Source organism: Pseudomonas sp. R76, from assembly GCF_009834565.1.
Lineage (GTDB): Bacteria > Pseudomonadota > Gammaproteobacteria > Pseudomonadales > Pseudomonadaceae > Aquipseudomonas.
The window spans coordinates 3206494-3230709 of record NZ_CP019428.1 but is presented as its reverse complement, the minus strand read 5'-3'; the positions used below and the strand labels follow the sequence as shown (position 1 = coordinate 3230709).

23 protein-coding genes and 1 pseudogene are annotated in these 24216 nt (G+C 56.2%); 15 read left to right on the top strand and 9 right to left on the bottom strand.

Annotation, left to right across the window (positions count from 1 at the left end; translation table 11 throughout):
* Positions 1–5: 5 nt before the first annotated feature.
* The 12 genes and pseudogenes from PspR76_RS14675 (at position 6) to PspR76_RS14620 (ending at position 12094) form a co-directional block, all read left to right on the top strand.
* Complete coding sequence (locus tag PspR76_RS14675; RefSeq protein ID WP_058425976.1) at positions 6–977, top strand: ABC transporter permease; 972 nt, start codon at positions 6–8, stop codon at positions 975–977.
* A gap of 1 nt (position 978) precedes the next feature.
* The gene (locus PspR76_RS14670) at positions 979–1995 is read left to right on the top strand and encodes an ABC transporter ATP-binding protein (RefSeq protein ID WP_058425977.1); all 1017 of its coding nucleotides are present in this window, start codon (positions 979–981) and stop codon (positions 1993–1995) included.
* Entirely contained in the window at positions 1992–2981 is a 990-nt protein-coding gene (locus tag PspR76_RS14665) for an ABC transporter ATP-binding protein (RefSeq protein ID WP_201026020.1), read from the top strand. The genes PspR76_RS14670 and PspR76_RS14665 overlap by 4 nt, the downstream gene beginning before the upstream one ends.
* 55 nt (positions 2982–3036) lie before the next feature.
* Complete coding sequence (locus PspR76_RS14660; protein ID WP_058425978.1) at positions 3037–4545, top strand: leucyl aminopeptidase; 1509 nt, start codon at positions 3037–3039, stop codon at positions 4543–4545.
* Positions 4546–4601: 56 nt separating this feature from the next.
* On the top strand, positions 4602–5711 hold the full coding sequence (locus tag PspR76_RS14655; RefSeq protein WP_159956333.1) for a C39 family peptidase: 1110 nt from the start codon (positions 4602–4604) through the stop codon (positions 5709–5711).
* A 176-nt stretch (positions 5712–5887) separates the two neighbouring features.
* Entirely contained in the window at positions 5888–7012 is a 1125-nt protein-coding gene (locus tag PspR76_RS14650) for an FAD-dependent oxidoreductase (protein WP_058425979.1), read from the top strand.
* A 108-nt stretch (positions 7013–7120) separates the two neighbouring features.
* On the top strand, positions 7121–7318 hold the full coding sequence (locus tag PspR76_RS14645) for a transposase (protein ID WP_174245627.1): 198 nt from the start codon (positions 7121–7123) through the stop codon (positions 7316–7318).
* 99 nt (positions 7319–7417) lie between these two features.
* The gene (gene tnpA, locus PspR76_RS14640) at positions 7418–7750 is read left to right on the top strand and encodes an IS66-like element accessory protein TnpA (RefSeq protein ID WP_159956329.1); all 333 of its coding nucleotides are present in this window, start codon (positions 7418–7420) and stop codon (positions 7748–7750) included.
* Complete coding sequence (tnpB, locus tag PspR76_RS14635) at positions 7747–8082, top strand: IS66 family insertion sequence element accessory protein TnpB (RefSeq protein WP_159956327.1); 336 nt, start codon at positions 7747–7749, stop codon at positions 8080–8082. The genes tnpA (PspR76_RS14640) and tnpB (PspR76_RS14635) overlap by 4 nt, the downstream gene beginning before the upstream one ends.
* Before the next feature lie 81 nt (positions 8083–8163).
* Positions 8164–9690, top strand: a complete 1527-nt coding sequence (gene tnpC / locus PspR76_RS14630) for an IS66 family transposase (RefSeq protein WP_058425981.1) — start codon at positions 8164–8166, stop codon at positions 9688–9690.
* A 231-nt stretch (positions 9691–9921) separates the two neighbouring features.
* A pseudogene (locus PspR76_RS14625) lies at positions 9922–11442 on the top strand (FAD-dependent oxidoreductase); the annotation flags it as partial.
* Positions 11443–11458: 16 nt separating this feature from the next.
* Positions 11459–12094 carry a TetR/AcrR family transcriptional regulator gene (locus tag PspR76_RS14620; protein WP_159956325.1) on the top strand — a complete coding sequence of 212 codons (636 nt, stop codon included), beginning with the start codon at positions 11459–11461 and terminating at the stop codon, positions 12092–12094.
* Between the two features lie 26 nt (positions 12095–12120).
* Here PspR76_RS14620 and PspR76_RS14615 read toward each other — a convergent pair whose 3' ends face one another.
* Genes PspR76_RS14615 through tnpA (PspR76_RS14600) form a run of 4 tightly spaced genes read right to left on the bottom strand, consistent with a single transcriptional unit; the run spans position 12121 to position 14964 of the window.
* Positions 12121–12699, bottom strand: coding sequence for a plasmid pRiA4b ORF-3 family protein (locus tag PspR76_RS14615; protein ID WP_078824257.1), 579 nt, complete (start codon positions 12697–12699; stop codon positions 12121–12123).
* A 3-nt stretch (positions 12700–12702) separates the two neighbouring features.
* Positions 12703–14208, bottom strand: coding sequence for an IS66 family transposase (gene tnpC, locus PspR76_RS14610; RefSeq protein WP_078824258.1), 1506 nt, complete (start codon positions 14206–14208; stop codon positions 12703–12705).
* A gap of 37 nt (positions 14209–14245) precedes the next feature.
* Positions 14246–14590: an IS66 family insertion sequence element accessory protein TnpB gene (tnpB, locus tag PspR76_RS14605; RefSeq protein ID WP_078824259.1), complete on the bottom strand. Its 345-nt coding sequence runs from the start codon at positions 14588–14590 to the stop codon at positions 14246–14248.
* Complete coding sequence (gene tnpA, locus PspR76_RS14600) at positions 14587–14964, bottom strand: IS66-like element accessory protein TnpA (protein ID WP_159953426.1); 378 nt, start codon at positions 14962–14964, stop codon at positions 14587–14589. Before tnpA (PspR76_RS14600) ends, tnpB (PspR76_RS14605) begins: the two co-directional genes overlap by 4 nt.
* A gap of 387 nt (positions 14965–15351) precedes the next feature.
* Between tnpA (PspR76_RS14600) and PspR76_RS14595 the strand changes: the two genes are divergently transcribed.
* From PspR76_RS14595 to PspR76_RS14585, 3 genes are read left to right on the top strand one after another with little or no spacing between them, the layout of a single operon-like run.
* Positions 15352–16158 (top strand): hypothetical protein, encoded by an 807-nt coding sequence (locus PspR76_RS14595; RefSeq protein WP_202982182.1) that lies wholly within the window; start codon positions 15352–15354, stop codon positions 16156–16158.
* 5 nt (positions 16159–16163) lie between these two features.
* Positions 16164–16961 carry a TIGR02391 family protein gene (locus PspR76_RS14590; RefSeq protein ID WP_159956321.1) on the top strand — a complete coding sequence of 266 codons (798 nt, stop codon included), beginning with the start codon at positions 16164–16166 and terminating at the stop codon, positions 16959–16961.
* 22 nt (positions 16962–16983) lie between these two features.
* The gene (locus PspR76_RS14585; RefSeq protein ID WP_159956319.1) at positions 16984–18540 is read left to right on the top strand and encodes a hypothetical protein; all 1557 of its coding nucleotides are present in this window, start codon (positions 16984–16986) and stop codon (positions 18538–18540) included.
* A gap of 1129 nt (positions 18541–19669) precedes the next feature.
* Here PspR76_RS14585 and PspR76_RS14580 read toward each other — a convergent pair.
* The 5 genes from PspR76_RS14580 to PspR76_RS14560 all read right to left on the bottom strand — a co-directional run bounded on the left by PspR76_RS14580 (position 19670) and on the right by PspR76_RS14560 (position 24216).
* Entirely contained in the window at positions 19670–20077 is a 408-nt protein-coding gene (locus tag PspR76_RS14580) for a hypothetical protein (RefSeq protein ID WP_159956317.1), read from the bottom strand.
* A gap of 221 nt (positions 20078–20298) precedes the next feature.
* Positions 20299–20772 carry a hypothetical protein gene (locus PspR76_RS14575; protein WP_159956315.1) on the bottom strand — a complete coding sequence of 158 codons (474 nt, stop codon included), beginning with the start codon at positions 20770–20772 and terminating at the stop codon, positions 20299–20301.
* 63 nt (positions 20773–20835) lie between these two features.
* The gene (locus tag PspR76_RS14570; protein ID WP_159956313.1) at positions 20836–21570 is read right to left on the bottom strand and encodes a hypothetical protein; all 735 of its coding nucleotides are present in this window, start codon (positions 21568–21570) and stop codon (positions 20836–20838) included.
* A gap of 82 nt (positions 21571–21652) precedes the next feature.
* Positions 21653–23371, bottom strand: a complete 1719-nt coding sequence (locus PspR76_RS14565; RefSeq protein WP_159956311.1) for a hydrogenase maturation protein — start codon at positions 23369–23371, stop codon at positions 21653–21655.
* Between the two features lie 152 nt (positions 23372–23523).
* On the bottom strand, positions 23524–24216 hold the full coding sequence (locus tag PspR76_RS14560) for a glycosyltransferase (protein WP_159956309.1): 693 nt from the start codon (positions 24214–24216) through the stop codon (positions 23524–23526).

Genomic DNA, 24216 nt, shown 5'->3' with positions numbered 1-24216 from the left:
CCAGCATGCCAGCCATCCTATTCCAACGCCTTCTCCAGATGCTGTTTGTGATGCTGGGCATCAGTATCCTGGTATTTGCAATTTTCTTCGCCACGCCGGGCTCCGATCCGGCGGCGCGCATAGCGGGCAAAAATGCCACCCCGGAAACGCTCGCCGCAGTACGCGTTGACTTCGGCCTGGATCAACCTCTGCCGGTGCAATACGTGGTGATGATGAAAAAACTCTTCGTCACCCAGGATCTGGTGTCATTCGTCAATCGCGGCCTTAAGGTAGTGCCCGCAATCACTGAAGCCACGCCAGTAACGCTTTCTCTGGTATTCGGTGCAGCGTTTTTTTGGGTGATCGGGGGGCTCATTGTGGGCATCGTCGCCGCTGCTTTTCGCCACGGCCCCGTCGACCGTCTGCTGATGATTTTTTCGCTTACCGGAGTGGCCATTCCGGTGTTCTGGCTCGGCGAAATGACCAATTTGCTTTCGCAGAATCGGCTGCACGAGACATGGCTTTTTTCCTGGGTACCGGCCCTTGGTTATGTGCCGCTATTGGAGGATCCGATCGGCTGGTTCAAGGTTCTGCTATTGCCCTGGCTCACGTTGGCGTTGGGGTTTATCGGCCTATATGGGCGAGTGCTGCGGGCGAATATCGTCGAAATCTATCAAGAAGACTACATACGCACCGCGAGGGCAAAAGGCCTGTCGGAAACCCGCGTATTACTCCATCACGCCTTGCGAATGTCGCTTGTCCCCTTCGTCACCATGTTTGGCCTGGACTTCGGCGCGCTGGTGGGTGGCGGCGCACTCATGACTGAGGTGATCTTTGGCCTCAATGGTGTTGGGAAACTTACCTACGACTCCCTGCAGAACCTGGACCTGCCTGTGATCATGGCAAGCGTCATGTACGCCTCATTCTTCGTAGTGCTGGCCAATGCGTTGGTCGATATGACCTATGCGTGGCTCGACCCTCGCGTAAGGAACCATTGAAATGACCTCTGTGTTGTTGGATGTGCGTGATCTGTGCGTGTCCTTTGCCAGCCGTAAAGGTCCGGTGGAGATCATCAACAAAATTTCGTTCCAAGTGAATGAGCAGGAAACGCTGTGCATCGTAGGGGAGTCCGGTTCCGGCAAGACGGTGGCGCTGCTGAGCATGCTGGGGCTGCTCGACCCACGCTCGTCCACCGTTGAAGGAACCGCGCTGTTCAAAGGTCAAGATATTCTCCGCGCCTCCAGACAATCGCTCCATCAGATCAGAGGACGCCAGATTGCTCTGGTATCTCAGGACCCGATGACGGCACTGACACCGGTACACACCATTGGCCAACAAATAATCGAACAGATTCAAAACCACACCAGTGTGTCGAGGCGCGTTGCCTGGAACCGCGCTGTTGAACTGCTGGGTGAGGTGGGCATTGCCAATCCTCGCGCAATAGCCGAGCAGTATCCCCATCAACTCTCAGGCGGCATGCGCCAGCGTGCGGTCATAGCCATGGCGCTTTCGTGCAACCCGGCCTTGCTGATTGCAGATGAGCCCACTACCGCTCTGGATGTGACCGTCCAGGCTCAAGTGCTGGATCTTTTGCGACGACTGAGGCGCGATTTCGGCTCCTCCATCGTGCTGATCACCCACGATATGGGCGTTGTCGCTGAAATAGCGGACCGCGTGCTGGTCATGTATGCGGGCAGCATTGTAGAGCAGGCGTCGTGCCAGTCTATTTTTGATGATGCCTGGCACCCCTACACCTGGGGCCTGCTGGACTCAATACCCCCATTGACAGGTCCGCGTCCGGATCGGCTTATCACGATCCCCGGCTCTCCCCCACAACCGGACAACCGTCCTTCAGGTTGCGTCTTCGGACCACGCTGTCATGCATGCCGCCCATCCTGCGCAGAGCCGCCTCCTCGCCAGGCTGAGCACTCGCACGAAGCCTTGTGTTGGCTAAGAAGCAACGAACGAGGCGCTTTGCGCCCTCAACCGCTGGTCAACCTGGATGCCTCTTTATGAAAGCACCACATGCCTCGTCTTCCATGAATAACGTCGAGCCGCTGCTTCGCGTCGAGCATCTGAGCAAGACCTTTGCCATGGCCAAGCGGCAGATTGTGCAAGCCGTGAACAACGTTTCCTTTGAAGTATTCCCTGGAGAAACCCTTGGAGTTGTGGGTGAGTCCGGTTGTGGAAAATCCACGCTGGGGCGCTGCCTGATGCGTCTGTACGAACCGACCTGCGGGCGCATCATGCTGAACGGCATCGACGTTGCGCCGCTTTCACAGCGTCAATTACGACCGTTGCGAAAGCATATGCAAATGATTTTTCAGGACCCGGCAGCCTCACTCAACCCTCGGCGCCGTGTTGGCGACCTGTTGGCCGAGCCGCTACGGGTACATAAGGTTGCGGATAAAGCCGGGATTGCCCGTCGCTTGCAAGAGTTGATGGACCTCGTCAGCTTGCCGATGTCTTTTCTTGATCGATACCCCCATGAGTTTTCCGGTGGGCAGCGACAACGCATAGGGATTGCCCGCGCGCTCGCCCTGCGGCCCAAATTGATCATTGCTGACGAACCTGTCTCTGCGTTGGATGTGTCGGTACAGGCGCAAATCGTCAACCTGTTCGACGACCTGCGCCAGCAGCTCGAATTGACCACCCTATTTATTGCCCATGACTTGAGCGTGGTACGGCACGTCTCGGAACGCACCGCTGTTATGTACCTCGGAGCGATTGTGGAGATTGGCCCAACGGATAGGCTGTTTCAGCGCCCTGCACATCCTTATACCCGCGCGTTGCTATCTGCGATTCCCTTGCCCCGGTTCAGAAATACCGAGGCCGCCGGACGCATCGTGCTGAAGGGTGAAATTCCCAGCCCGGCCAATCCGCCCGCAGGGTGTCATTTCCATCCACGCTGTCCCGCCGTACGCGATCGCTGCCGAGTCGAGCGTCCGTTGTTGAGCAGTCTTGACGAAGGTCGACAGGTGGCGTGTCACTTCCCCCTCTGACGATGAACAGCCCCAAGACTGTCATACCTAATATTCCTATTCTGTAGGCATCACCATGTCTGGATCACTGACCATTTCTTTCACCGATCTCAGCCCGGCCGGCTGGAATGCTGAGCCTGAGGCGACGCTAATCGTGTTTGTGGGGGCTGCGCTGACTTTTGGGCCGGTCAGCACTCAATTACTCCGCGACCTAGACTCGACGTTGCTGATACGAGCCGCTGCTGAAGAAGGGTTTCGCGGCAAGGCCGACGAGAGCATGAGGCTCATAATCAACAGCCGCCGTGTGATTTTTATAGGCGTTGGTGACGGCACGCTCGATCCAGTCGAACTGGGCGGTCGGGCAGCGGCAGTGGCCGGTTATGCCGCGCGGTTCCTGATCGTTGTAGAGTTCCCACAAAGCAGTCACTACCCAACCAATGCAGCTGCAGAACTGGCATTGGGCTTCCGCCTCGGCAGCTATAGCTTCGATATCTACCGAACACACAAGCCGGAGCCCCAGCGACCTGAGCAACGCTGGGTGACCCTGTTGACACGATCAGTTGATGCTGACCAGGTTGCATACTCCCGCGAATCGGCCGTCGCCGAAGGCGTAGAGCTGGCTCGCTCTCTCGTCAATGAACCAGCGAACGTGCTGACTCCTTCGGAGTTTGCACGGCGCGCAGGTGCACTTGGCGAGGCCGGTATTGAGGTTCAGATTCTGCGCGAGAAAGATTTGGAGCGTCTTGGATTTCGGGCGTTGTTGGCGGTTGGCAAGGGGTCGGCAGAAGAGACTCATGTTGCAATCCTTCGCTGGAACGGTGCGATCGATCAGAACATGGCGCCCTGTGCATTCATTGGTAAAGGCGTGTGTTTCGACGCGGGTGGTCTCTCCATCAAATCGGCTGAAGGGATGGCTGAGATGAAGGGCGACATGGCCGGCGCTGCTTGTGTAACAGGCCTGATGCTGGCATTGGCGCGTCGCAAAGCGCAGATCAATGCCATCGGGGCGATTGGATTGGTGGAAAACATGCCAGGCGGGAAGGCCCAACGTCCAGGGGACATCGTACGTTCGCTGTCCGGCCAGACCATTGAGGTCATCGACACTGATTATGAGGGCCGCCTCGTCCTTGCAGATCTGCTATGGCATGTGCAAGCCAAGTTTCGGCCCAGCTTTATGATCGACCTGGCCACGTTGACCTATGACGTTGTCACCGCTGTTGGTCACGACCGCGCTGGGCTTTTTTCCAATGATGACGGAATTGCCAAACAACTTGAACACGCAGCCAGTGCAACTGGCGAACTGGTGTGGCGTCTGCCAATGGGGCCGAACTTCGATGTGGAGATGAATTCAGAAATAGCCGATATGCGCAATGCCGACGCGCCCTCTGGCGGTGCGAGCACAGCGGCAAACTTCATTCAACGCTTCGTCAATGACGTGCCGTGGGCGCATCTGGACATTTCCGGGCCCGCTCACGAAGTCGCTAAATCCTCACGTAGCGTAGGCTGGGCCACGGGTTGGGGCGTACGTCTGCTGGATCGGCTGGTGCGTGACTTGGAGACAACGCATGACCTGTCAGCACGCTGACTTTTCGACATGGATCAATACCCCACTTCTCAACCCACTCAGTAAAGGTGATAAGAATGTTTGACTTCAGCATGCCCATGAAAAGCCACTTCACGCCTCCAAGACCTCTGTGTCTGTTAATGGCTTTGGCCCTGTGTACGCCTTTCTCAATAGCCTATGCAGCAGACACCCAGTCCAAACCAGCAACTATAACCGCAACAAAAAACGGTACCCAAATGAACGACATTCCCCCACGTCTTCAATGGGAAGCGAACTATGGCTATTGCGGTGAAACGGCGCTCATCAGTGCTGGACTCTACTATGGCCAATACGTCTCACAGTTCGATGCCCGTGCAATTGCCAGCCCTAACACCAAACAATCCAAACGTGGCAGCCAATTACTACTGGGCGTGAACGATGGCGCTGCCGCGGCTCAAATGCGCTTGAAAGCTGTTGAGTGGGACAGCGTTACCACGCCGAACGCCAATAAGTTCCTGGCATGGGTAAAAGGTAATGTGGTGTCGGGCTATCCGGTCATCATCAGCGTTTATGAAAACTTTTCCCAATTCGAAAATGAAGATGGAGGCGCTGGTGATGATGAATACGACCATATCGTTCCCGTCATTGGCGTTTCGTCCACACAACCGGTCACCGAGCCTGCTACCTATTACGCTGATGACGTCATTGCGTTCAGCGATAACGGTCTGTGGTCGCCCGATGGAAAACCGAAATACCTTTACCGCTTCAAGTTTGGGGCCTTTCAGGCGAACCGCGAAGAGGCTAACGACGAGTCTCGACCGGTGTATTCTTTGCCTAGCGGCGTAAAAAACTATGGCGTGGCCATTACCGGGATTATAGACGGAGACGGCAAGACGCTGCCGGTTCGTCTGAAAACCGACGTGAATGAAGAAAAACCGGCCATGGGCGAAGGCTCCAATACTCGTCCTGCTTCCGCGAAGATCAACTTGACTGTCACTGTATCTGGGCTCAAGCCAGACGTGGAGTACAACCTGTACCGATATGACAGCTTCGACAACGTGCCTGAGTCGGACTTTAACGCAAAAGCATCAAAGGCGAAAAAACACTGGAAGGTCAAAATCAAAGACGGGGCGACCTACGTGTTGAAAGAAACCATAGGTTCAGACCAGGTCGCCGTATACCGAGCCGTTCCAGCGACCGCGCCATAAACAAACTGTACATTGAAGAGGAGAATAAGCTCCGCGAGACTGTCAAATTAGCTGTCACCAGTAGAGCTTGAAAAGCGTTAAGCAACGAGCTTGCGAGGTGCTAGAGAACCAGTGGCGACGCCATCAATCATAAAGCGAGCGTCGCAGGCCCTTCACTTATATCTGATAGGTATGCTATGAACCTCTCCGTCACAATTATCGGCGCAGGACTAGGCGGTCTCACTTTGGCCCGCGTCCTATGCATCCATGGTATCGCAGTCACAGTCTTTGAAGCAGAGCCATCGGCAAACTCTCGCACGCAAGGCGGGATGCTCGATATTCACGACTACAACGGCCAACTGGCTTTGCAAGCAGCAGGCTTGTTTGAGGATTTCCGAGACCTGATTATGGAGGGGCACGAGGCGACTCGCGTACTTGATTACAAAGGAAAAATTCTATTCGACAAAGCCGACGAGGGCAGCGGTGGTCGTCCAGAGGTCATGCGCGGCGAGCTCCGAAAGATGCTTCTCCGCTCTCTTCCTGCCGGTACCGTGCGTTGGGGGCACAAAGTTAATAGAGTGCGCTCCCTTGGCGAAGGCCGGCACGAGGTCACATTCGCCGATGGCAGTAATATTGTCACCGACCTATTAGTAGGAGCGGACGGTGCATGGTCAAGGGTCAGGCCTCTGCTCAGCGACGCTGCTCCCGAGTACATGGGACGGTCGCTAGTTGAAAGCTACCTATATAACAGCGACACCCGGCATCCCGCAACGGCCAAAGCGGTAGGTGCAGGTGCGCTATTCGCACTTCAGCCAGGAAAAGGAATTCAGGCACATCGTGAGGCTGACGCCACGCTTCACACCTACGTAGCGCTCACCAAACCCGAAAGCTGGTTTGCCGCGATCGACTTCAACGATAAGGCAGCGGCGACCGCAAGGGTCGCACAGGAATTTGTAGACTGGTCCCCTGCCCTCACTGCACTGATTACAGAAAGTGACACCGAGTTGGTATGGCGCCCGATTTTTGCTCTACCGGTTGAGCACAGATGGAACCGAGTACCTGGAGTAACGCTGATTGGTGATGCCGCACACCTTGCCGCCCCGAATGGAGAAGGTGCCAACCTTGCATTATACGACGGGGCCGAACTCGGCAAAGCCATCGTTTCACACCCTGATAACATCGAAACCGCCCTGCACGAATACGAACAAGCCATGTTCCAGCGCGGCACACAAGCAGCCGCTGAAGGTAATGAACTGCACGAGTTGATGTTTGGTGGCGAATCCCCCCATAGCTTGGTCAGCATGTTCAACGGCGAAAGGTAAGCTGGCGACGTAACCGTCCGGGTAACACACCTTCCTGACACCGTCGCTTGAGGCGATGGTGTCCACGAATAAGTGGACACCATTTTTAGCCTTATTAAGCGGACGCCCATGCCACAAGAACGCCGTTCCTATTCCAAGTCCTTCAAGGCCCAGGTCATTGCTGAGTGCACCCAACCTGACACTTCAATTGCCAATGTCGCTTTGACCCACAACCTCAATGCAAACCTCGTCCATAAATGGATTCGGGTGCATGCGCAGAAAAACCTGGCACTGCAAACTGCCTTCATCCCAGTCAAAGCTTCGTAACCGTCCGGGGAACACACCTTCCTGATGTCATCGCTTAAGGCGATGGTGTCCACCTAAATTTAAGTGGACACCATTTTTAGCCTTTTTAAGCGGACGCCCATGCCACAAGAACGCCGTTCCTATTCCAAGTCATTTAAGGCCCAGGTCATCGCCGAGTGTGCGCAGGCTGACACCTCAATTGCCAATGTCGCCTTGACCCACAACCTCAATGCCAACCTCGTCCATAAATGGATTCGGGTGCATGGGCAGAAAAACCTGGCACTGCAAACTGCCTTTATTCCGGTCAAGGCAGGGCCGCCGGTGCCGATGCATCAGGCCCTTCCTGCCACGATCCGAATCGAAGTGCCGCATCCAAAAGGTGTAGTCGTGGTGAGTTGGCCAGCAGAAAATGCAGCGGCGTGTCCTGTTTTCCTACGAGACCTGCTGCGATGATCCGCGTAGATTCCATCTGGCTCGCCACCGAGCCCATGGACATGCGCGCCGGCACTGAAACCGCGCTCGCGCGGGTCGCGCCGGTGTTAGGTGCGGCGAAGCCGCACTGTGCCTATCTGTTCGCCAACCGCCGCGCCAATCGAATGAAAGTGCTGGTGCATGACGGCGTGGGGATTTGGCTTGCCGCCCGGCGTTTGAATCAAGGACGCTTCTTCTGGCCGGGTGTGCGACACGGCTCCGAAGTTGAGTTGGATGCCGAGCAACCTCAGGCCCTAGTGCTCGGTTTGCCTTGGCAGCGCGTTGGTGCAGGCGGAATCATCTCGATGCTTTAACACCTGCCATGGCGTGCTTGCCAGCGCAATTGGCCCATCACTCTATCGCCGCCATCGGCCCTCTCTGGCAAAATCGGCGGCATGACTTTGCATCCAAATCTCGATCAATTTAACCCTGAACAACTGCGTGCCCTGGCGGTGCAGTTGATCCAGCGCGTCGAGACAATGGACAAGCAAATCACCCATCACAACTCGGTCAATGAGAAGCTGGCCCACGAGATCGCGCTGCTCAAGCGCTTCAAGTTCGCCAAACGCAGCGAGCAACTAAGTCCAGATCAGGCCAGCTTACTCGATGACGTGATCGATACTGATATTGCCGCTATCGAAGCCGAGCTTGAGGCGCTGCAACTGACACCAGTCGAAGCCAAAATGCACCAGCAACCTAAGCGCGCAGCGCTGCCGCCGCAATTTCCTCGCACGCTGATCTATCACGAACCGGACAACAGCCATTGCCAGTGCGGCTGTGCTCTCAAGCGCATCGGCGAAGATGCCAATGAAAAACTCGACTACACGCCCGGCGTGTTCACCGTCGAGCGTCATATCCGTGGTAAATGGGCGTGCGAGCAGTGCGAAACACTGATCCAGGCACCGGTGCCGGCGCAGGTAATCGACAAGGGTATCCCCACCGCAGGCTTGCTGGCCCACGTGATGGTGGCCAAGTTCGCCGACCACCTACCGCTGTACCGGCAGAAAAAAATCTTTAGCCGTGCCGGCCTAGCCATCCCGCGCTCGACGCTGGCGCAGTGGGTGGGCCAAACCGGCGTGCAGCTTCAGCCGCTGGTGGACGCGCTGCGAGAAACAGTGCTGGCCCAACGCGTCGTCCACGCCGATGAAACACCGGTACAGATGCTGGCGCCCGGCGAGAAGAAAACCCACCGCGCTTACGTCTGGGCCTACAGCAGCACGCCATTCTCGTCACTTAAGACAGTGGTCTACGATTTTAGTCCCAACCGTGCCGGTGAACATGCGCGTAACTTCCTGGGCACCTGGAACGGCAATCTGGTCTGCGATGACTTCGCTGGTTACAAGGCCAGTTTCGAGCTGGGCATCACCGAAATCGGCTGCATGGCCCATGCGCGCCGCAAGTTCTTCGACCTGCATGTAGCCAATAAAAGCCAGTTGGCGGAGCAGGCGCTTCACTCGATTGGCGGGCTGTACGAAGTCGAAAGACACGCCAAGGAAATGAGCGACGAAGACCGTTGGCGATTACGCCAGAAAACGGCGGTACCCATCGCTGAAAAACTGCATGAGTGGATGTTGGCTCAGCGTGCACTTGTGCCCGAGGGTTCGGCCACGGCCAAGGCCCTAGATTACAACCTGAAACGCTGGGTAGCGCTGACGCGCTACCTAGAAGATAGTGCTGTGCCCATCGACAACAATCAGATCGAGAACTTGATCCGTCCTTGGGCGCTTGGGAGGTCCAACTGGTTGTTTGCTGGGTCACTGCGCAGCGGCAAAAGGGCTGCGGCGATCATGAGCTTGATTCAGTCTGCGCGCATCAATGGGCATGACCCGTACGCTTATCTCAAGGATGTGCTCATGCGGCTGCCGACTCAGCGAGCCCTTCACATCGAGCAGTTGCTGCCTCATCAATGGACGCCTGCCTGACTTGTGCATGGGAGGTGCACTCAGGCTAGAATACTCGCTGCCGGAACCGTCGCGCAGTACCCTGATGCTGTTACTGAAGCCGAAGCGAACAGCGATAGACCGTGCCATTCAAGACGGCTTAGACATGTCATGGGATGTCTACCTCTCAATCCCTGGCTCACCTGCCCCTGTCGATTTCCTAAGCCCAACGGCACATCAGCGTTGATGGATCATTGACTTTCTAGAGCCTAGCAAACCGATGTTCTCATAGTAGGAGCCGGCCCTACCGGGCTCGCTCTAGCTCTCTGGCTCACTAAGCAAGGGGTTGCCGTAAGGATCGTAGATAAGAGCAGCGGCCCGGGTGAAACCTCGCGCGCGATGGCTCTTCAGGCGCGAACGCTGGAGTTCTATCGCCAACTCGGCATGGCCGATGCGGTCGTAGAGACCGGCTATAAAACTCCTGCCATGAATATATGGGCACGAGGTAGCCGAAAGGCACACATCCCATTGACTGATGCAGGCGGAGAAATTTCTCCTTATCCGTTCGTATTGGTGTATCCCCAAGACCGCCACGAACGCTTGTTGGTGAAGCAGCTCAAGACGCTTGGCGTCGAGGTCGAACGCCAGACCGAACTGTTGTCTTTCAAAGATGATGGGAGCGAGGTTACTGCCATTTTGAAACAGGCTGACGGGCAGGAGGTAGCCTTCACATCGGCCTATCTTGCAGGGTGCGACGGTGCTCGTTCTCTCGTTCGTCATCAGATCGGCAGCGGCTTCGAGGGCGGAACTTACAAGCAGCTTTTCTATGTGGCTGATGTCACCGCAACGGGCGTAGAACCTGCTGGTGAAGCGCACATCGCTTTTGATAAGTCCGAGTTTGTGATGGTCATGTCATACGGTGAGGCTAACCAATATCGCCTGATTGGCATCGTCCAAGACAAGCGCGCCGAGCATCGAGAAACACTCACTTTTGCGGATGTCGGCCATGAGGCTATCAATGGTCTAGGTATCAAGATCACCAACGTAAACTGGTTCTCCACTTATCGGGTTCACCACCGGGTCACGGATCAATTCAGACGTGGTCGAGCGTTTCTGCTTGGAGATGCTGCCCATGTTCATAGCCCGGCAGGCGGCCAAGGTATGAATACAGGCATCCTGGACGCCATCAACTTGGCGTGGAAATTGGCAGCGGTGCTGAAAGGGAAGGCTTCCGATTCCTTGCTCGATAGCTATCAAGTCGAGCGCCAAGCCTTCGCTCGCAAGCTAGTGGAGACTACAGACAAACTGTTCACATTTGCGACCTCCCAAGGCGGCTTTGCGGACTTTGTACGAACCCGCATCGCTCCTATCTTCGCGAGTGTTGCGTACAAAAGCGAAAACGTGCGCGAATACATGTTCCGAATGGTTTCTCAGACGACTCTGAACTACCACGAGAGCCATTTGAGCCAAGGCAAGGCAGGTGAGGTTCAGGGCGGAGACCGTTTGCCATGGGTACCTGTGCCCGACGCAGATAACTACGAGCCACTCCGTGCAATCCATTGGCAGGTTCATGTCTACGGTGAGCCCAAGGCAGACCTCATGGATTGGTGCAAAAAGTACGACATGCCTCTTCATGCTTTCGCTTGGCAGCATGAGCATCAGGAAGCAGGACTCGTTAAGGATGCCGCCTATCTGCTTCGCCCCGATACCTACGTGGCACTGGCTGATCCCAAGGGACAATCAGCTACTTTGAGCCTCTACTTCAGGGAGCAAGGCTTTATACTTCCAATTTAAGAGATCAGGCTAGTCGATGGACTCTACAGATACCAAACCCAAATGGAACCGGCGCAAGGACGCGCGGCCTGCTGAGATAATCGAGGCGGCCCTGGATATATTTGCGGAAAGTGGTTTCGCTGCTGCCAAATTGGGCGATGTGGCGAAGAGAGCGGGCGTGGTCAAAGGTACGCTGTACCGCTATTTTGACACGAAAGAAGACCTGTTTCGCGCAGTCGTCCAGCACGCCGTTTCAATCAACCTGAAAAATATCGAACTGATTTCTACCGGGTTTCGGGGGACGCTTCGTGAACTGGTACCTTTGATCCTCAACGGTGCAGCCGGTCGGATGGGGGATAATCGAGTTCCAGCTCTAGCCCGACTCGTCATCGGCGAAAGTCGAACCTTTCCTGATCTGGCGACGATTTGGCACGACAACGTGGTTGCACAAATGCTGCGGTTGATGACCAGAATCATCGCCGAAGCGCAGCAGCGCGGTGAGGTTCGGCCTGGCGACCCGGCCCTGTACGCTTTTTCAGTGCTGGGCCCAATGGTTGCCGGCGCGCTATTTCAAGAGATGTTCGGTTTATCCAGTCCTTATGCCCCCGACCTCCAGGCGCTTGCCAAGCAGCATGGGGATACAGTTGTCAGGGGAATGGTGGTATCAGTGTAAGCGTCCGAGCTACACCGCCTTGCAACTCAAACCTTAATCCGTTTAAACCACTGGTTCACGCGCTCGCACTCAAATGCCGCTGGATCAAAAACATCGCCATGCCATTCAACCATGGCGTCATGCTCTGGATGATTGGGGTTGGCCATCGCCTCCAGAAACTCCTCGTAACCAGGCCCGCCACCCACGTCTTCCGGTGGGCAAGCATTGGCGCCGTCGATGCAGTACGGCACCTGAGGACAGGCAATAGCGGGTAGCGTTTTTTCGACCTTGATACTGTGATGCCAACTGTCACCAAAGTCGTAGAGATAATTAAATGTCCGCCTTCCGTTCAGCGCCTTGATCAGCGTTTTACGGGCTTCCGGGTTTACCGTCGGCCCCCAGCCATCAGGGTCGGGCATGCCGTAATTCTCACCGGCAATTTCAAACTCATGCAGATGGCTATCACTCCAGCCCATCACGATCTGGATGACATGGTGCAATTTTCCCAAGGTGATGTTTTCAGGCACCGCGAACCGACGCCAAATCTTCGGAGTGATCCACTTCAGCTCGATGTGCAGCAGCAACAGGTCGGGGGCGGGTTTGGGTAAACGGACAGTTTTAACCATGAATCAGGCGGCCTCACAGTGTTCAGTGTGGTTCAAGGATATGTTCCAGGGCAGCAACTCGCTCACCCGATTGATCGGGTGTTCGGCAATGTGTTCAAGCACGTAGGTCAGATAGCCCTGTGGGTTTAACCCGTTTAGCTTGGCAGTACCCACCAGGCTGTAAATCGCTGCGGCTCGTTCTCCGCCGGCATCGGAACCGGCAAACAGGTAGTTTTTGCGGCCCAGCGCGACGGCGCGTAGCGCCCGTTCGGCAGCGTTGTTGTCGATTTCGATTCGGCCGTCATCGCAGTAGCGCATTAAGGCCTGCCACCGGTTGAGGGCATAGAGGATTGCACCGCCCAATGCCGACTTTTTCGACAGTTGAGTCAGCGTCTGATTAAGCCATGCGTGCAGGTGTACCAGCAGCGGACTGGCCCGGCTTTGCCGAATCGCTTTGCGTTGGTCGGGCGGTTGCCCTCGAATTTCGCTCTCGATGGCATACAGGGCCGCAATCCGTTGCAGCGCCTCGGCGGCAAGGGGTGAAGCCTGGTCTTTGTAGACATCGTAAAACTTGCGTCGGGCATGAGCCCAGCAGGCGGCTTCCTCAATAGTGCCTGTCGCATACAGTTGAGCAAAACCGGCGTAGCCGTCAGCCTGCAAGATCCCGCTGAAACTCTTGAGATGAGCGCGCGGATGTTGCCCCTTGCGATCCGGCGAATAGGCAAACCAGACCGCCGCCGGTGTCGAGTCACCCGCAGGTCGGTCGTCGCGCACGTATGTCCACAGGCGAGCCGTTTTGATCTTGCCGTTGCCCGGCGCGAGCACGCCAATCGGCGTGTCGTCGGCATGGACTTTGTGACCGCTCATGACGTGGTGCTCAAGCGCGTTGACCAGTGGCCTGAGCAATTGGCTGCTCTGGCCCACCCAGTCGGCCAGGGTTGAGCGCTCCAGCTCCACGCCCTCACGGGCGTAGATCTCGGACTGCCGGTACAGCGGCAGATGATCGACAAACTTGGAGACCAGCACATGGGCCAACAACCCCGGGCCTGCAAGGCCTCTGGCTATTGGACGACTCGGCGCCGGCACCTGGGCGATGTGCTCGCAGCAACTGCAAACCATCTTCGGACGGACATGGCGAATGACTTTGAAACGTGCCGGAACGTACTCCAGCACTTCGGAAACATCCTCACCCAAATAGCGAAGCTTCCCACCGCAGCCCGTGCATTGCGACTCAGGCTGATGCACGTGAGTTTCGCGAGGCAGGTGTTCGGGCAATGGTTTGCGGCGCAAAACTGCGCGAGGTGCCGGTTCGACTGGCGGTGTCATTTCGGCTTGGCTGACTTGCAGCTCTTCAAGGCTCAACTGAAGTTGATCGATCATCGCGTCCAGTTGCTCGGAGCTGCGACCGAACTGCGTACGACGCAGCTTGGCGATCATCATTCTCAAGCGCTCAATCTCTGCCCGCTGGGCAGAGACCAGAGTCTTCAAGGCTTGAAGATCGTTCGGCAGGGAGTCGGTCACGAGAGTCATGACCGCATGTTACTGGGGATTTTTTCAGCGCGGCAAGTCAGACCGCGAGGACGGGTGCTGTACGAATTGGCCTGCGCCAATCAATACCTTCCAACAGCATCGATAACTGCGCAGCCGTCAGCGACACGCTGCCGCTGGTTGCTTGCGGCCAGACGAAGCGCCCTTGTTCCAACCGTTTGCAAAACAGACACAAGCCGTCGCCATCCCACCACAACAGCTTGATCCGGTCACCGCGCCGTCCGCGAAAGGCAAAGATCTGACCGGAAAACGGGTCGGCTTCCAACTGTGTCTGCACCTGTGCCGCTAAACCATCGAAGCCACGGCGCATATCCGTGACGCCGGCGGCGATCCAGATACGGGTTCCAGCGGGCGGAGCAATCATCGCAGCAACTGCTGCAAGACGAATTGCAGCGTCTGCGGATCGGGTGCGCCCGTGATACGCAGCCTGGCTTTTCCAACCTCAACTGCGATCTCGGAATGACACTCCGCCTGTGGCTGGACGACGTGTGGCAGATCGATTGGCGCCTCAATCACCCGGACGGGCAAAAGCGTTGCGCTCTGGCTGACGGTGCCGAATAACCCCTCCTGATATTGATGCCGCCAGCGAAACACTAGGTTGGCATTGACGTCATGTTCACGAGCGATCAACGACACGGAGGCGCCAGGCTGGAGGGTCGCCTCGACGACTTGGCGTTTGAACGCCAGCGAGAAGTTGGGGCGGCGGCCGGTTCGACGAGCGGGGGCAACGTTATCCAAGATAGTGTCCACTAAAAAATGGTGTCCACTATTTTGGCTAATTTGGAGGGCTGTCAGGAGAGGGTGCTGGCCGGACGGTTACAGAAGTTACGGGATGCACAAACATTCAACCATGCCAACAAAGGCCCCCTGTTGACCGCCTATGATCGCATTTTGGGAATCCCAGCCACTAACCTAGTGTGGACCTACCTTAACAAAGGAACGCACGAAGAAGCTGACCGCGATGATTTTGATGCAGAGCTTGTGGAGTCAGTAGTTCACACCTTAGAAGAACTTGATCACCTCGATCTACGGGCTGGACGCTAACGATGCGATGCCTGTGCCCTGCCCATCTTTGGTACCCGATTAGAAGTACTGATGCGAATGTGAGCATACCCTATGCGATCCATGCCTTTTACTCGACCTACACTCATTGCTGCAGTCGAATTGCTAGAGCAGAACACGCAGGCACGCTTTAATCAGGTTGTGCTGCGGCTTGGCCTCGAGGATGAAATCACGTCAAGCACTAGCCTTAGCGTGGCCAAGAAATGCGATCTCCTCGGCCGCATCGTGGTGCAACGCGCCGGGACCGTAGTTCAGACGCTTGATGGCACCATGAGCTTGGGTGAGGCCGTAATTCGACAGGCCGCGCAGCTGGAGCAACAGGATCAAACTCAATCCTTGCATGCAGCTTTCGCGCGGAGCTTGACGCGGGACGGCTATGTGCTCGTCTTTGATGACAATGGGCTCAACGCCTCCATTCGCGCCGCTCTGCCCGGCGAGGTCCTACTTCCTGAAACCGACGACGAGGTCCACCGCCTCCTGAAATTTTTCGGGTTCGTTATTCCTCTCGGTCATATTGACCAGGCGATTGAAGCCCACACACGCGGCGACTGGGCGGCTTGCAATAGCCAGCTTCGGACGTTCTTCGAAAGCCTGTTGGACGAGATAGCCCGTAATATCCGGCCGCTAGAGGCGGCCCAGCGCCCAAGCTCTGAGAACCGGCGCGCACTCCTTGCGGAGATCGGCTTTCTTGCTGTGGACCGTAACGAATGGACGCAGGATGGAAAGAACTACATCAACGGTCTCTTCAAGATGCTCCACTCGGAAGGCTCCCATCCGGGCCTTTCCGACGAGGATCACAGCACCTTCCGATTACATGTAGTGCTCATTACGGCGAGGACTTTCTTGCGCCGCCTATCAAACGGCCGGTGATGCCCATGGCTTTTTTCTCGCAAGATCAGTTAGATGCGATCGCCCGCGCGCTTGGCGATACCACAGAGGGTCTGAGCGGACCTGAGATCGAGCACCTGCTGGCCTCGTGCAAGATTGCCGATCCCGGACCTATGACGAAGCGCGTACGTATCTACAACGCTTTTGCAGAATGCCAGAACACCAAACGAAACCGTACCAACATCCTCGAGTTCATTCGGCGCGCCATGAAGCCCGCTCGCTACATTCACGAGCCTAACCGCTACGAGCCAATGAGGGCTCGCCTGAACCAGGCGCTTGTGTTCGCCGGGCTTGTGGTCGATGAGGCCGGCGAGCTGAAGTCGGCGGATGTAGCCAAGACCTTGCCAGAAGCTCTGCAGAGGGCTCGCGACTTGCGCGCGGACCTTGAAGGGCGAGGGGTTCACCCAGATGTCTTGAAATTCTGCCGCGCCGAACTTCTCGTTGACAACTACTTTCATGCGGCGCAAGAAGCTGTCAAAAGTGTTGCTGACAAGATGCGTAACCGCACCGGAATAGCCGATGACGGATCTGCTCTGGTGGATCGTGCTCTCTCTGGCAATCCCCCTCTCATGGCTATCAACGCGCTGTCGACGGCTAGCGAACGTAGCGAGCAGAGTGGGTTTGCCAATCTTGTCCGCGGTACATTCGGCATGTTTCGCAATCCGACCGCGCATGAGGCCCGAATACATTGGGCGATGACCAAAGAAGACGCACAAGACCTGATGTCGATCGTTTCTCTGATTCATCGACGCTTAGACATGGCGCAAGTGCTATCACGCGCATGATCATTAGAGGTATCGAGAGCTAATGGCAAACGAACTAGAATCCGATCGCATCGGCCGCATTGGGGAGCGACAGTTCGAATTGCTCTGCGAACGCGCTGCTCTCTGCTGCAATAAGAGCGCCATCGACGTCATGGGTTGGGACTTTATCGTCGAATTCCCGATGGCGCTGGCCGGGCAACCGTCGTTGCCTCTCGATCAACGTCTAACCAATGCTGCTCGGGTTCAGTTGAAATCAACGCTCGGCCGCACCGGGAACCGTATCCGTCTAAGCCTTTCGGCCATTGAACGCTTGGCCAAGGATCCTCGGCCCGCCCTCATCATCGTGTTTTGCCTGAGCAGTGACGGCGAAGTCCACACCGCGTATCTCGTCCATCTTATAGGGAAAGAGCTCGCACGCATTCTTAAACGGTTGAGGCTCGCGGAGGCTCGTAAGGCGCATGACATCAACCACACCGATATCAGCTACGACTACGAAAAAATTGGATTACGTTTCAAACCGACACCCGGGGGCTTGTTGGCCGCGCTGAGTGACGCGTGTGGGCAAAATCCTAGCGCCTACACAATCGGGAAGCAGCGGCAGCTTGTCAAACTCGGTTATGAGAATGGCCGGTACGAGGCAGAAGCCATTATACAAATCGAAGGTCCGGAGCATTTCAGCAATATCCTACTCGGCCTTGCGCCGTTAAAACCGCGCCATCTCCAAGTGTTCGATAGCCGTTTTGGCATACGCCTTCCCTATCAAGGCACACTTTTTGACGACATCGAGTCGCTTTATCTTACGCCTCCTGCCCTGGGTTTCTGCGAGATTTCGATACGTGGCCTAGGCTTCGGACAAGCTGCACGGTTCGACGCTGAAATGTTTATCGGACCGCCGCTTTCAGAACTTCATGGACCGGAGCTTCTGATCCGCTCCGCAGAAATGATCATCCGTCTGACTCCAACGGGAGTGAAACTTGAAAGCATCGGCTCGATCGATGATATGCAGCAAACCTTGGAGAAATGGGCAGAGCTACTTCGCGCGCTCACGCTCATGTCATCTGGTCGCGCGACCTTGACGATTACCGGAAACCCAAAGATTCCCGCGATCACGTTGCATGTCGATCAACCGGTCACAGGGCCGTACATCGAAGAACTGCCGCTCATTTCCACATTCGCGGAGGGGTGGTTGCGTCTTCTAACAAACGCTGGCATGCGCTCCACTGCTAGTTTGACGCTCGATGCTTTCTGGGAGGCGAATAAAGCACGGATGGCCGTGGACATCCTGCTAAACCCGCAGCCCGACGCGCGCTTTGAATTCCAAGCTATAGAAATTGAAGAGGCATTTCCCCCTGCAGAAGGGTTGTATTTCAACATCGCGTCATTTGCCGATACCAGCATCGCTTTCAGCGCGAAGGTGTTCTTTGTAAAGACCGAAGATCCTGACTGGCAATATCGATCCACCCGCTTCGAGGCCCTTGATGTTCGACCGAAGGTCGATGACTTGGAAGAATATGGGCTCGACCAAGCGAACGCCTCCGGTCTGAAATTGCTCATCGATCCAAGGAACATCACAACGGTGCCCCTGCGGAATGCAAACTAACCACCGAGCCCATGGACATGCGTGCATCACTGAAACAGCATTGGCCCGAGTGATTGCGGTGCGCGATGCGGCGCAGCCGCACTTTGCTTATCTGTTGGCTAACCGCAGCGCCACTCGGGTGAAAATGCGGGTGTATGACGGCTTTGGGGGCTGGTCAGCCGCTCGCCGATTTAATCAAGATATGTTTCTTGGCTTGGCATTCGCCACGGCTGCGAGGTTGAACTAGACGGAACCTGCCAGTATGGACCAACATTGCCCTGGTTAATCCTCGACCGAGTGATTGGCGATTACCCGATAATAGATGCTCCGGCTTGGTCATTGGAATGACCCATCCGCACCAGGATTGGAAACGGTGATAGCGAATCCAACGGCCCATGACCTATGGTCGAAGGTCGAAGGTTATTGGCTAGGGCGCGCCAGTAAAGTCGGCTGGATGACCTCTCGTGCAATCAACTCAAGACCCGGGCCACCAAAGAACACACCTGAGACCTTCTCGGAGTCCAATACGCCATCTGCGGGGGCCCTCTGCATTAGCAGGGCAGCTTCATGGTGAGCTGGAGCACCTGCTATGCGATGGGCGTCAATCCATTATGCTGACTCTCGTCTTTCGCAATCAGAGAGCGCAGGGCCTGTGGAGCCGGTTCATGATCTACCAACCAGTGCCCTTGCAACATCACACAGAACACAAGCATCTCGCGAATCAATTTCAGGATGGGTGCTGATAGCCAGACCTGACAACTCCGATCAAGGCTATCGACTTATTCCCCATATCCTCTTCCATACGACCACGGATTTGCCACATTCGGGTCACTCAATCAGTATACCGAGGCGCACTGAATACCAGCCACTACCATCCAGATCCGCGTCAGAAATCGCCATTCGCGATTGCTTATACACTCGGCGCAATTGGGGGCATAACTGGGGGCATAATTCGATTTTTTCAAGCTGAATCTACTGTTCTAGAGCCAAGTCAAAATGTTTTTTGGGGATCCGGACAGTCTTTAGTCGTCATTGCCAACCCTCCAGCGTGGGAACGCAGCCCATCGAGCTCTGCGCCTCAAGAAGCCGACGCAGAGCGCCCGCTGCAACGCGCCCACCCCAAGCACCGCGCCTCAACACATAATCAGGCTCAAGGGAATTCCACCTTGCAACCTGAAAGAGCAATCGAGCGCCCGTCGGACACAACAAACTGATCACCGTCAATTCGGGCAAGGAGCAATCCACGGGCTTTTGCTCCAGCCTCAACTGCCTCCCGCCACCCCTCTATATCACCATGGTAAGAGAGGGCATGGAACTGAAGCCCCTCCGGCAGATGAATTTTACAGCTGTCAGAAACAACCCCACCGCGGGTGGCCCTTATCTCACCTGCCGAGTCCAGGAGGGCGTTGAACTGCTTCTTTGCCTTACTCATTCCATCATCTTGGTAGTAAACAAACTCTACGCCCTCAACAGGGTTCAAGCCGGGTACGGCACGCTGCCCGCGCTGCTCGATGGTGCCGCCTAGGATTTTCTCCAACGCATCCCGATCACTGCTCATTACCTACCTCACTTACGCGATCGTTGCCACGCTCTGCATGGGCGTAAACATTTGCCTTTGAAAAATCAGCCGGCCACAATTTGCCTCTACCCTTTCAGGAAATCCTCGATCAGCGTTTTATCAGAACAGCGAAAAACCACTTCAAGTTCGTGTACTTTTTACTGCGATCTGCGATCCCTCCCAGGGTACAAAAATGACAGATGGGAAGATCGCTTTAAGACCTACTCTCTCACCTGAGAAAAAGTAACCACCGGGCCGTATTCCTGATCAGACACTATCGCCTGCACACAAAATTTCTTCTCTGGAAACTTACTCAGCAACACCATCCTCCATGACTGAGCAATAAGGTTGCATAGTTGTTCATAAACAGCTTCATCCACTCTATCGCTGCAGCCTGCAAAAACATCATACAGGTGCACATGATTCAAAACCTTCTCTACCGCCACCACATCACTATTACAAGACTGCATCCAACTAGAGAATGCTTCAACAGTGAATCCGCTTTCCAGAAACACGCCCGACTCGTAAACAACAAAGTCTGGAAACAACACGGTGGAAAACACCAGGACATCTTCAGGATGTACAACATCACTAATAAAACAAGACTCAACCAACTCGGATTGATCCTTCCATTGGGACTTCCAGCGCTCGTATTTGGGAGACCTGACAGGGTCTGTTGTCCTGATTATTTTCATAGCACTGTTCCTGCACTGATGCCTTCTGGCGATTTTTTGTTTGAGCGAGAATCGATCGATGGCTCATTGTTCATCAAGAAAAAAATTCTCTCGAAACAAACTCTTAAGCTCCGCCCGGCGCGTTGAGAACAGTGAAAGGTCACTCGCCACATCCTGAATATTCTCTGTGACCCTCACAAGATACCCAGTATTCAGCTTTTCAATGGGAAAGCCTGACGCAGCAATCCGCTCAACATCGACCTCTTCAGCAAACTCATCGCCATAGAACATAGCCCAACCGATATTGGGCACGTCCGGTTTCAAAGCCGAATTGAATGAGCCGATCTGAAAACTATTATATTTCTCATGCGGGCCAAGTTCGGGTTCACTGAACAGGTGCAGCATTCCGAGTTGAGGAGGAAAAATTTCACACCATGCCTTGAAGAGCGAATACCAATCGACGCTCTTGCTACTGGCCGAGCGGTATGTGATTGCGCCAGGCACCACCTGCCCCCGGACATTGCGCGCCGTGTGGATGACGCTCCCACAGCCTTTAACCGCCTTTTTTCTGCGCCAGGCAAAGTCCAGATAGAAGTCCGATAATGCGCCGTCAAACCGTATGGACGCCTTTGATGCCCAGCGCGCCTCACTCGCGGCCACGCCCATGAAAGGCTCTCCGAATTTATCCGCATTGTGCGACACCTGCTCTGGAACCAGTAACTCCCCCTCCCGACCTAATGACGAAATGAACGCCTCTCCAACCCCCCAGCCGATAGTTTCAGACTTCGTCCTGATTGTAATTTGCACATAGGGCTTCATAAATCGTCAAAGTCTCGTCAATTCGCGGGTGACACAAGTATATCTAAAGACCTCTCCCACCTTGCTCATCGCATCGAGTCTATCAACCAACCAACGCTGCCTCACGCGCCACCGCCCACGGCGCCATCAACCGCTGCGGAGTCTGGCAGGTTTTGCGCTTGAGCACGAAGTTACGGCACTTCTCGGCGAACTGTTGGCGGTTGTGCACCATGTCCAACTGCATCTGCGCCAACTCGGCTTCGCGGCAGCGCTCAACCTGTTCAATCTCCAGCGTGGCTTTACGGGCGCGAGCCACGGCGTATTTTTCATCGGTTAACGCGCTGCCGGCCTGCTGCATCAGCCAGCGGCTGAATTCGTGTGGGCTACGGGGGCCGATGCCCTGAACCATTCCGTATTGTTCGGCTTGCAAGGCACTGATCGGCAGGCAGGCTTCGGTGAGTTGATGGGCGACTTCACTGCCCACGGCGCGCGGCAGGCTGTAGGTCCAGTATTCGGAGCCGTACAGGCCCATGGTTTTGTAATGCGGGTTGAGTACCACGCCCTCGCGGGCCAATACGATGTCGGCGGCCAGCGCCAGCATTACACCACCGGCGCCGGCGCTGCCGGTCAGGCCGCTGATCACCAGTTGCCGGGCCGTGAGCAGTTCGTGGCACACATCGTCGATGGCCTGAATGTTGGCCCAGGCTTCCAGCCCCGGCACTGGGGCGGCCTGGATGACGTTGAGGTGCACACCATTGGAGAAGCTGCCGCGCCCGCCCTTGATCACCAGCACTTGCGTGTCCCGCGCCTTGGCCCAGCGCAACGCCGCCACCAGCCGCTGGCACTGCTCAGTGCTCATGGCGCCGTTGTAGAACTCAAAGGTGAGTTCACCGACATGGCCGGCTTCGCGATAGCGAATCGGTTGATAGGCTTGCTCATCGAACATTTGATTGGCGATCGAGCTGTCCAGCACGGGAATATCCGCCAGTGCTTCCGCCAGCACGTGGCGGGCCGGCAGCTTGAAGGTCTCCTCCCCGGGCCGGGCTTTGCGTTTGAGCGAGCCGATCCACAGGCTCTGATCACCGGCCGCCACCAGCACCGCGTCGTCCTGCACCGCGAGGATCTCACCGGGTGTGCCGTGGCGTGCATCCAAGTGCGCGTCGTACAGGTAATACTGCCCGCCCTGGATACTGGCCAGCACACCGGGCTGGCCATCGGCGGCGTCGATGCAGCGTTTGATGAAGCGTGCGCAATCGTACCAACTGAAGGTGCGGTCAGCCTGTGTCATGTTCGGCTGCAAACGCCCGATGACGTGGGCTTGGGTGTAATCGAGGGGCACCGGGACGAAACCCCGGGCGAACTTTTCCACCACGTCGCGGATGCAATAGAGGGCGGCGTCACTTACGGCGCCGTTGTACAGCTCGGATTTGCGCACCTGGGCAGGCATGTCGAATTCGCAGGTCGACCAGATCGGCCCCGCGTCCATTTCCTCCACCGCCTGCAAGGCCGTGACGCCCCAGCGGCTGACCTGCTGGCTGATGGCCCAGTCCAACGCGCTGGCGCCACGGTCGCCGACGATGCCCGGATGGATAATCACCACAGGGCGCTCAGGGTTGCTCCAAAGTTGCTGTGGCACACGGTCTTTCAGAAAGGGGCAGATCACCAGATCGGCGTCTGAATCCTCGATCTGCTGGCACACCGAGGCTGCATCGGTGAACAGGACAACGCTGGGCGCGTGCCCCGACTGGCGTAAATCCAGCCAGGCCCGCTGGGTCAAACCGTTGAACGCCGACGCTAACAACATGATCTTCAATGACCGCATGGCTGACTCATCCTTGAGAATGCGCGGCCAGAGGTGCTCCTTGAGCCTTCCCTGGCCTTTGATGGAAGCACAAGGATAGTTGGCGTTCCAGGCAGGCCACCTGATCAGGATCAATCTTGTGTCAGCGAGTGCTTGAACGTAGGCGCCTGCGTTCAAGCAATAGGCGCATGAGCCGGCGCGTGCTCCCGCGCGCCCTCTGCAACAAGGGACGCCAGGTATTCGCCAAACCCGCCGCGACACTTGTAGTCCCGACGCGCGCTGGTGACCACGGGGTTGGTGGCCGTCCACACGATCCGCGCGCCAATCCTCTCGAGGTCGGCCACCAACTGCACATCTTCATGGGCAACCAAATGCTGGAACCCACCCGCGTTTCGATAGGCATCCGCACTCAAGCCCAGGTTGGCACCGTGGATATGGCGGTGGTTCTCGGTGAACTGATACAACTCAAGGTAGCGCGAACGAACCGATTCACCGTACTCACTCCAGCTGTCCACCTCGACGGTCCCGCACACCGCATCGGCGCCAAAGCCGATCTGGCGCACCAGCCAGTCGGCGGGCACAACCGTGTCAGCGTCGGTGAATGCCAGCCACTGGGCGCCCACTTCAAGCAATTGCTCCGCGCCCATGGCCCTGGCCTTGCCCACATTTCGAACGCTCACCTCAAGCGTTGCAACACCCATGGCCGACACGCGCGTGGCGGTCTCGTCCGAACACGCATCCAGCACCACCAGCAATTGGACCTGTTGGTGTGCCAGAGCCGGATGAGCAATGGAGCGCTGGATGGAGGCGAGGCAGACACTGATGTGCCGTTCTTCGTTATGGGCAGGTATCACTATCCCTATCAT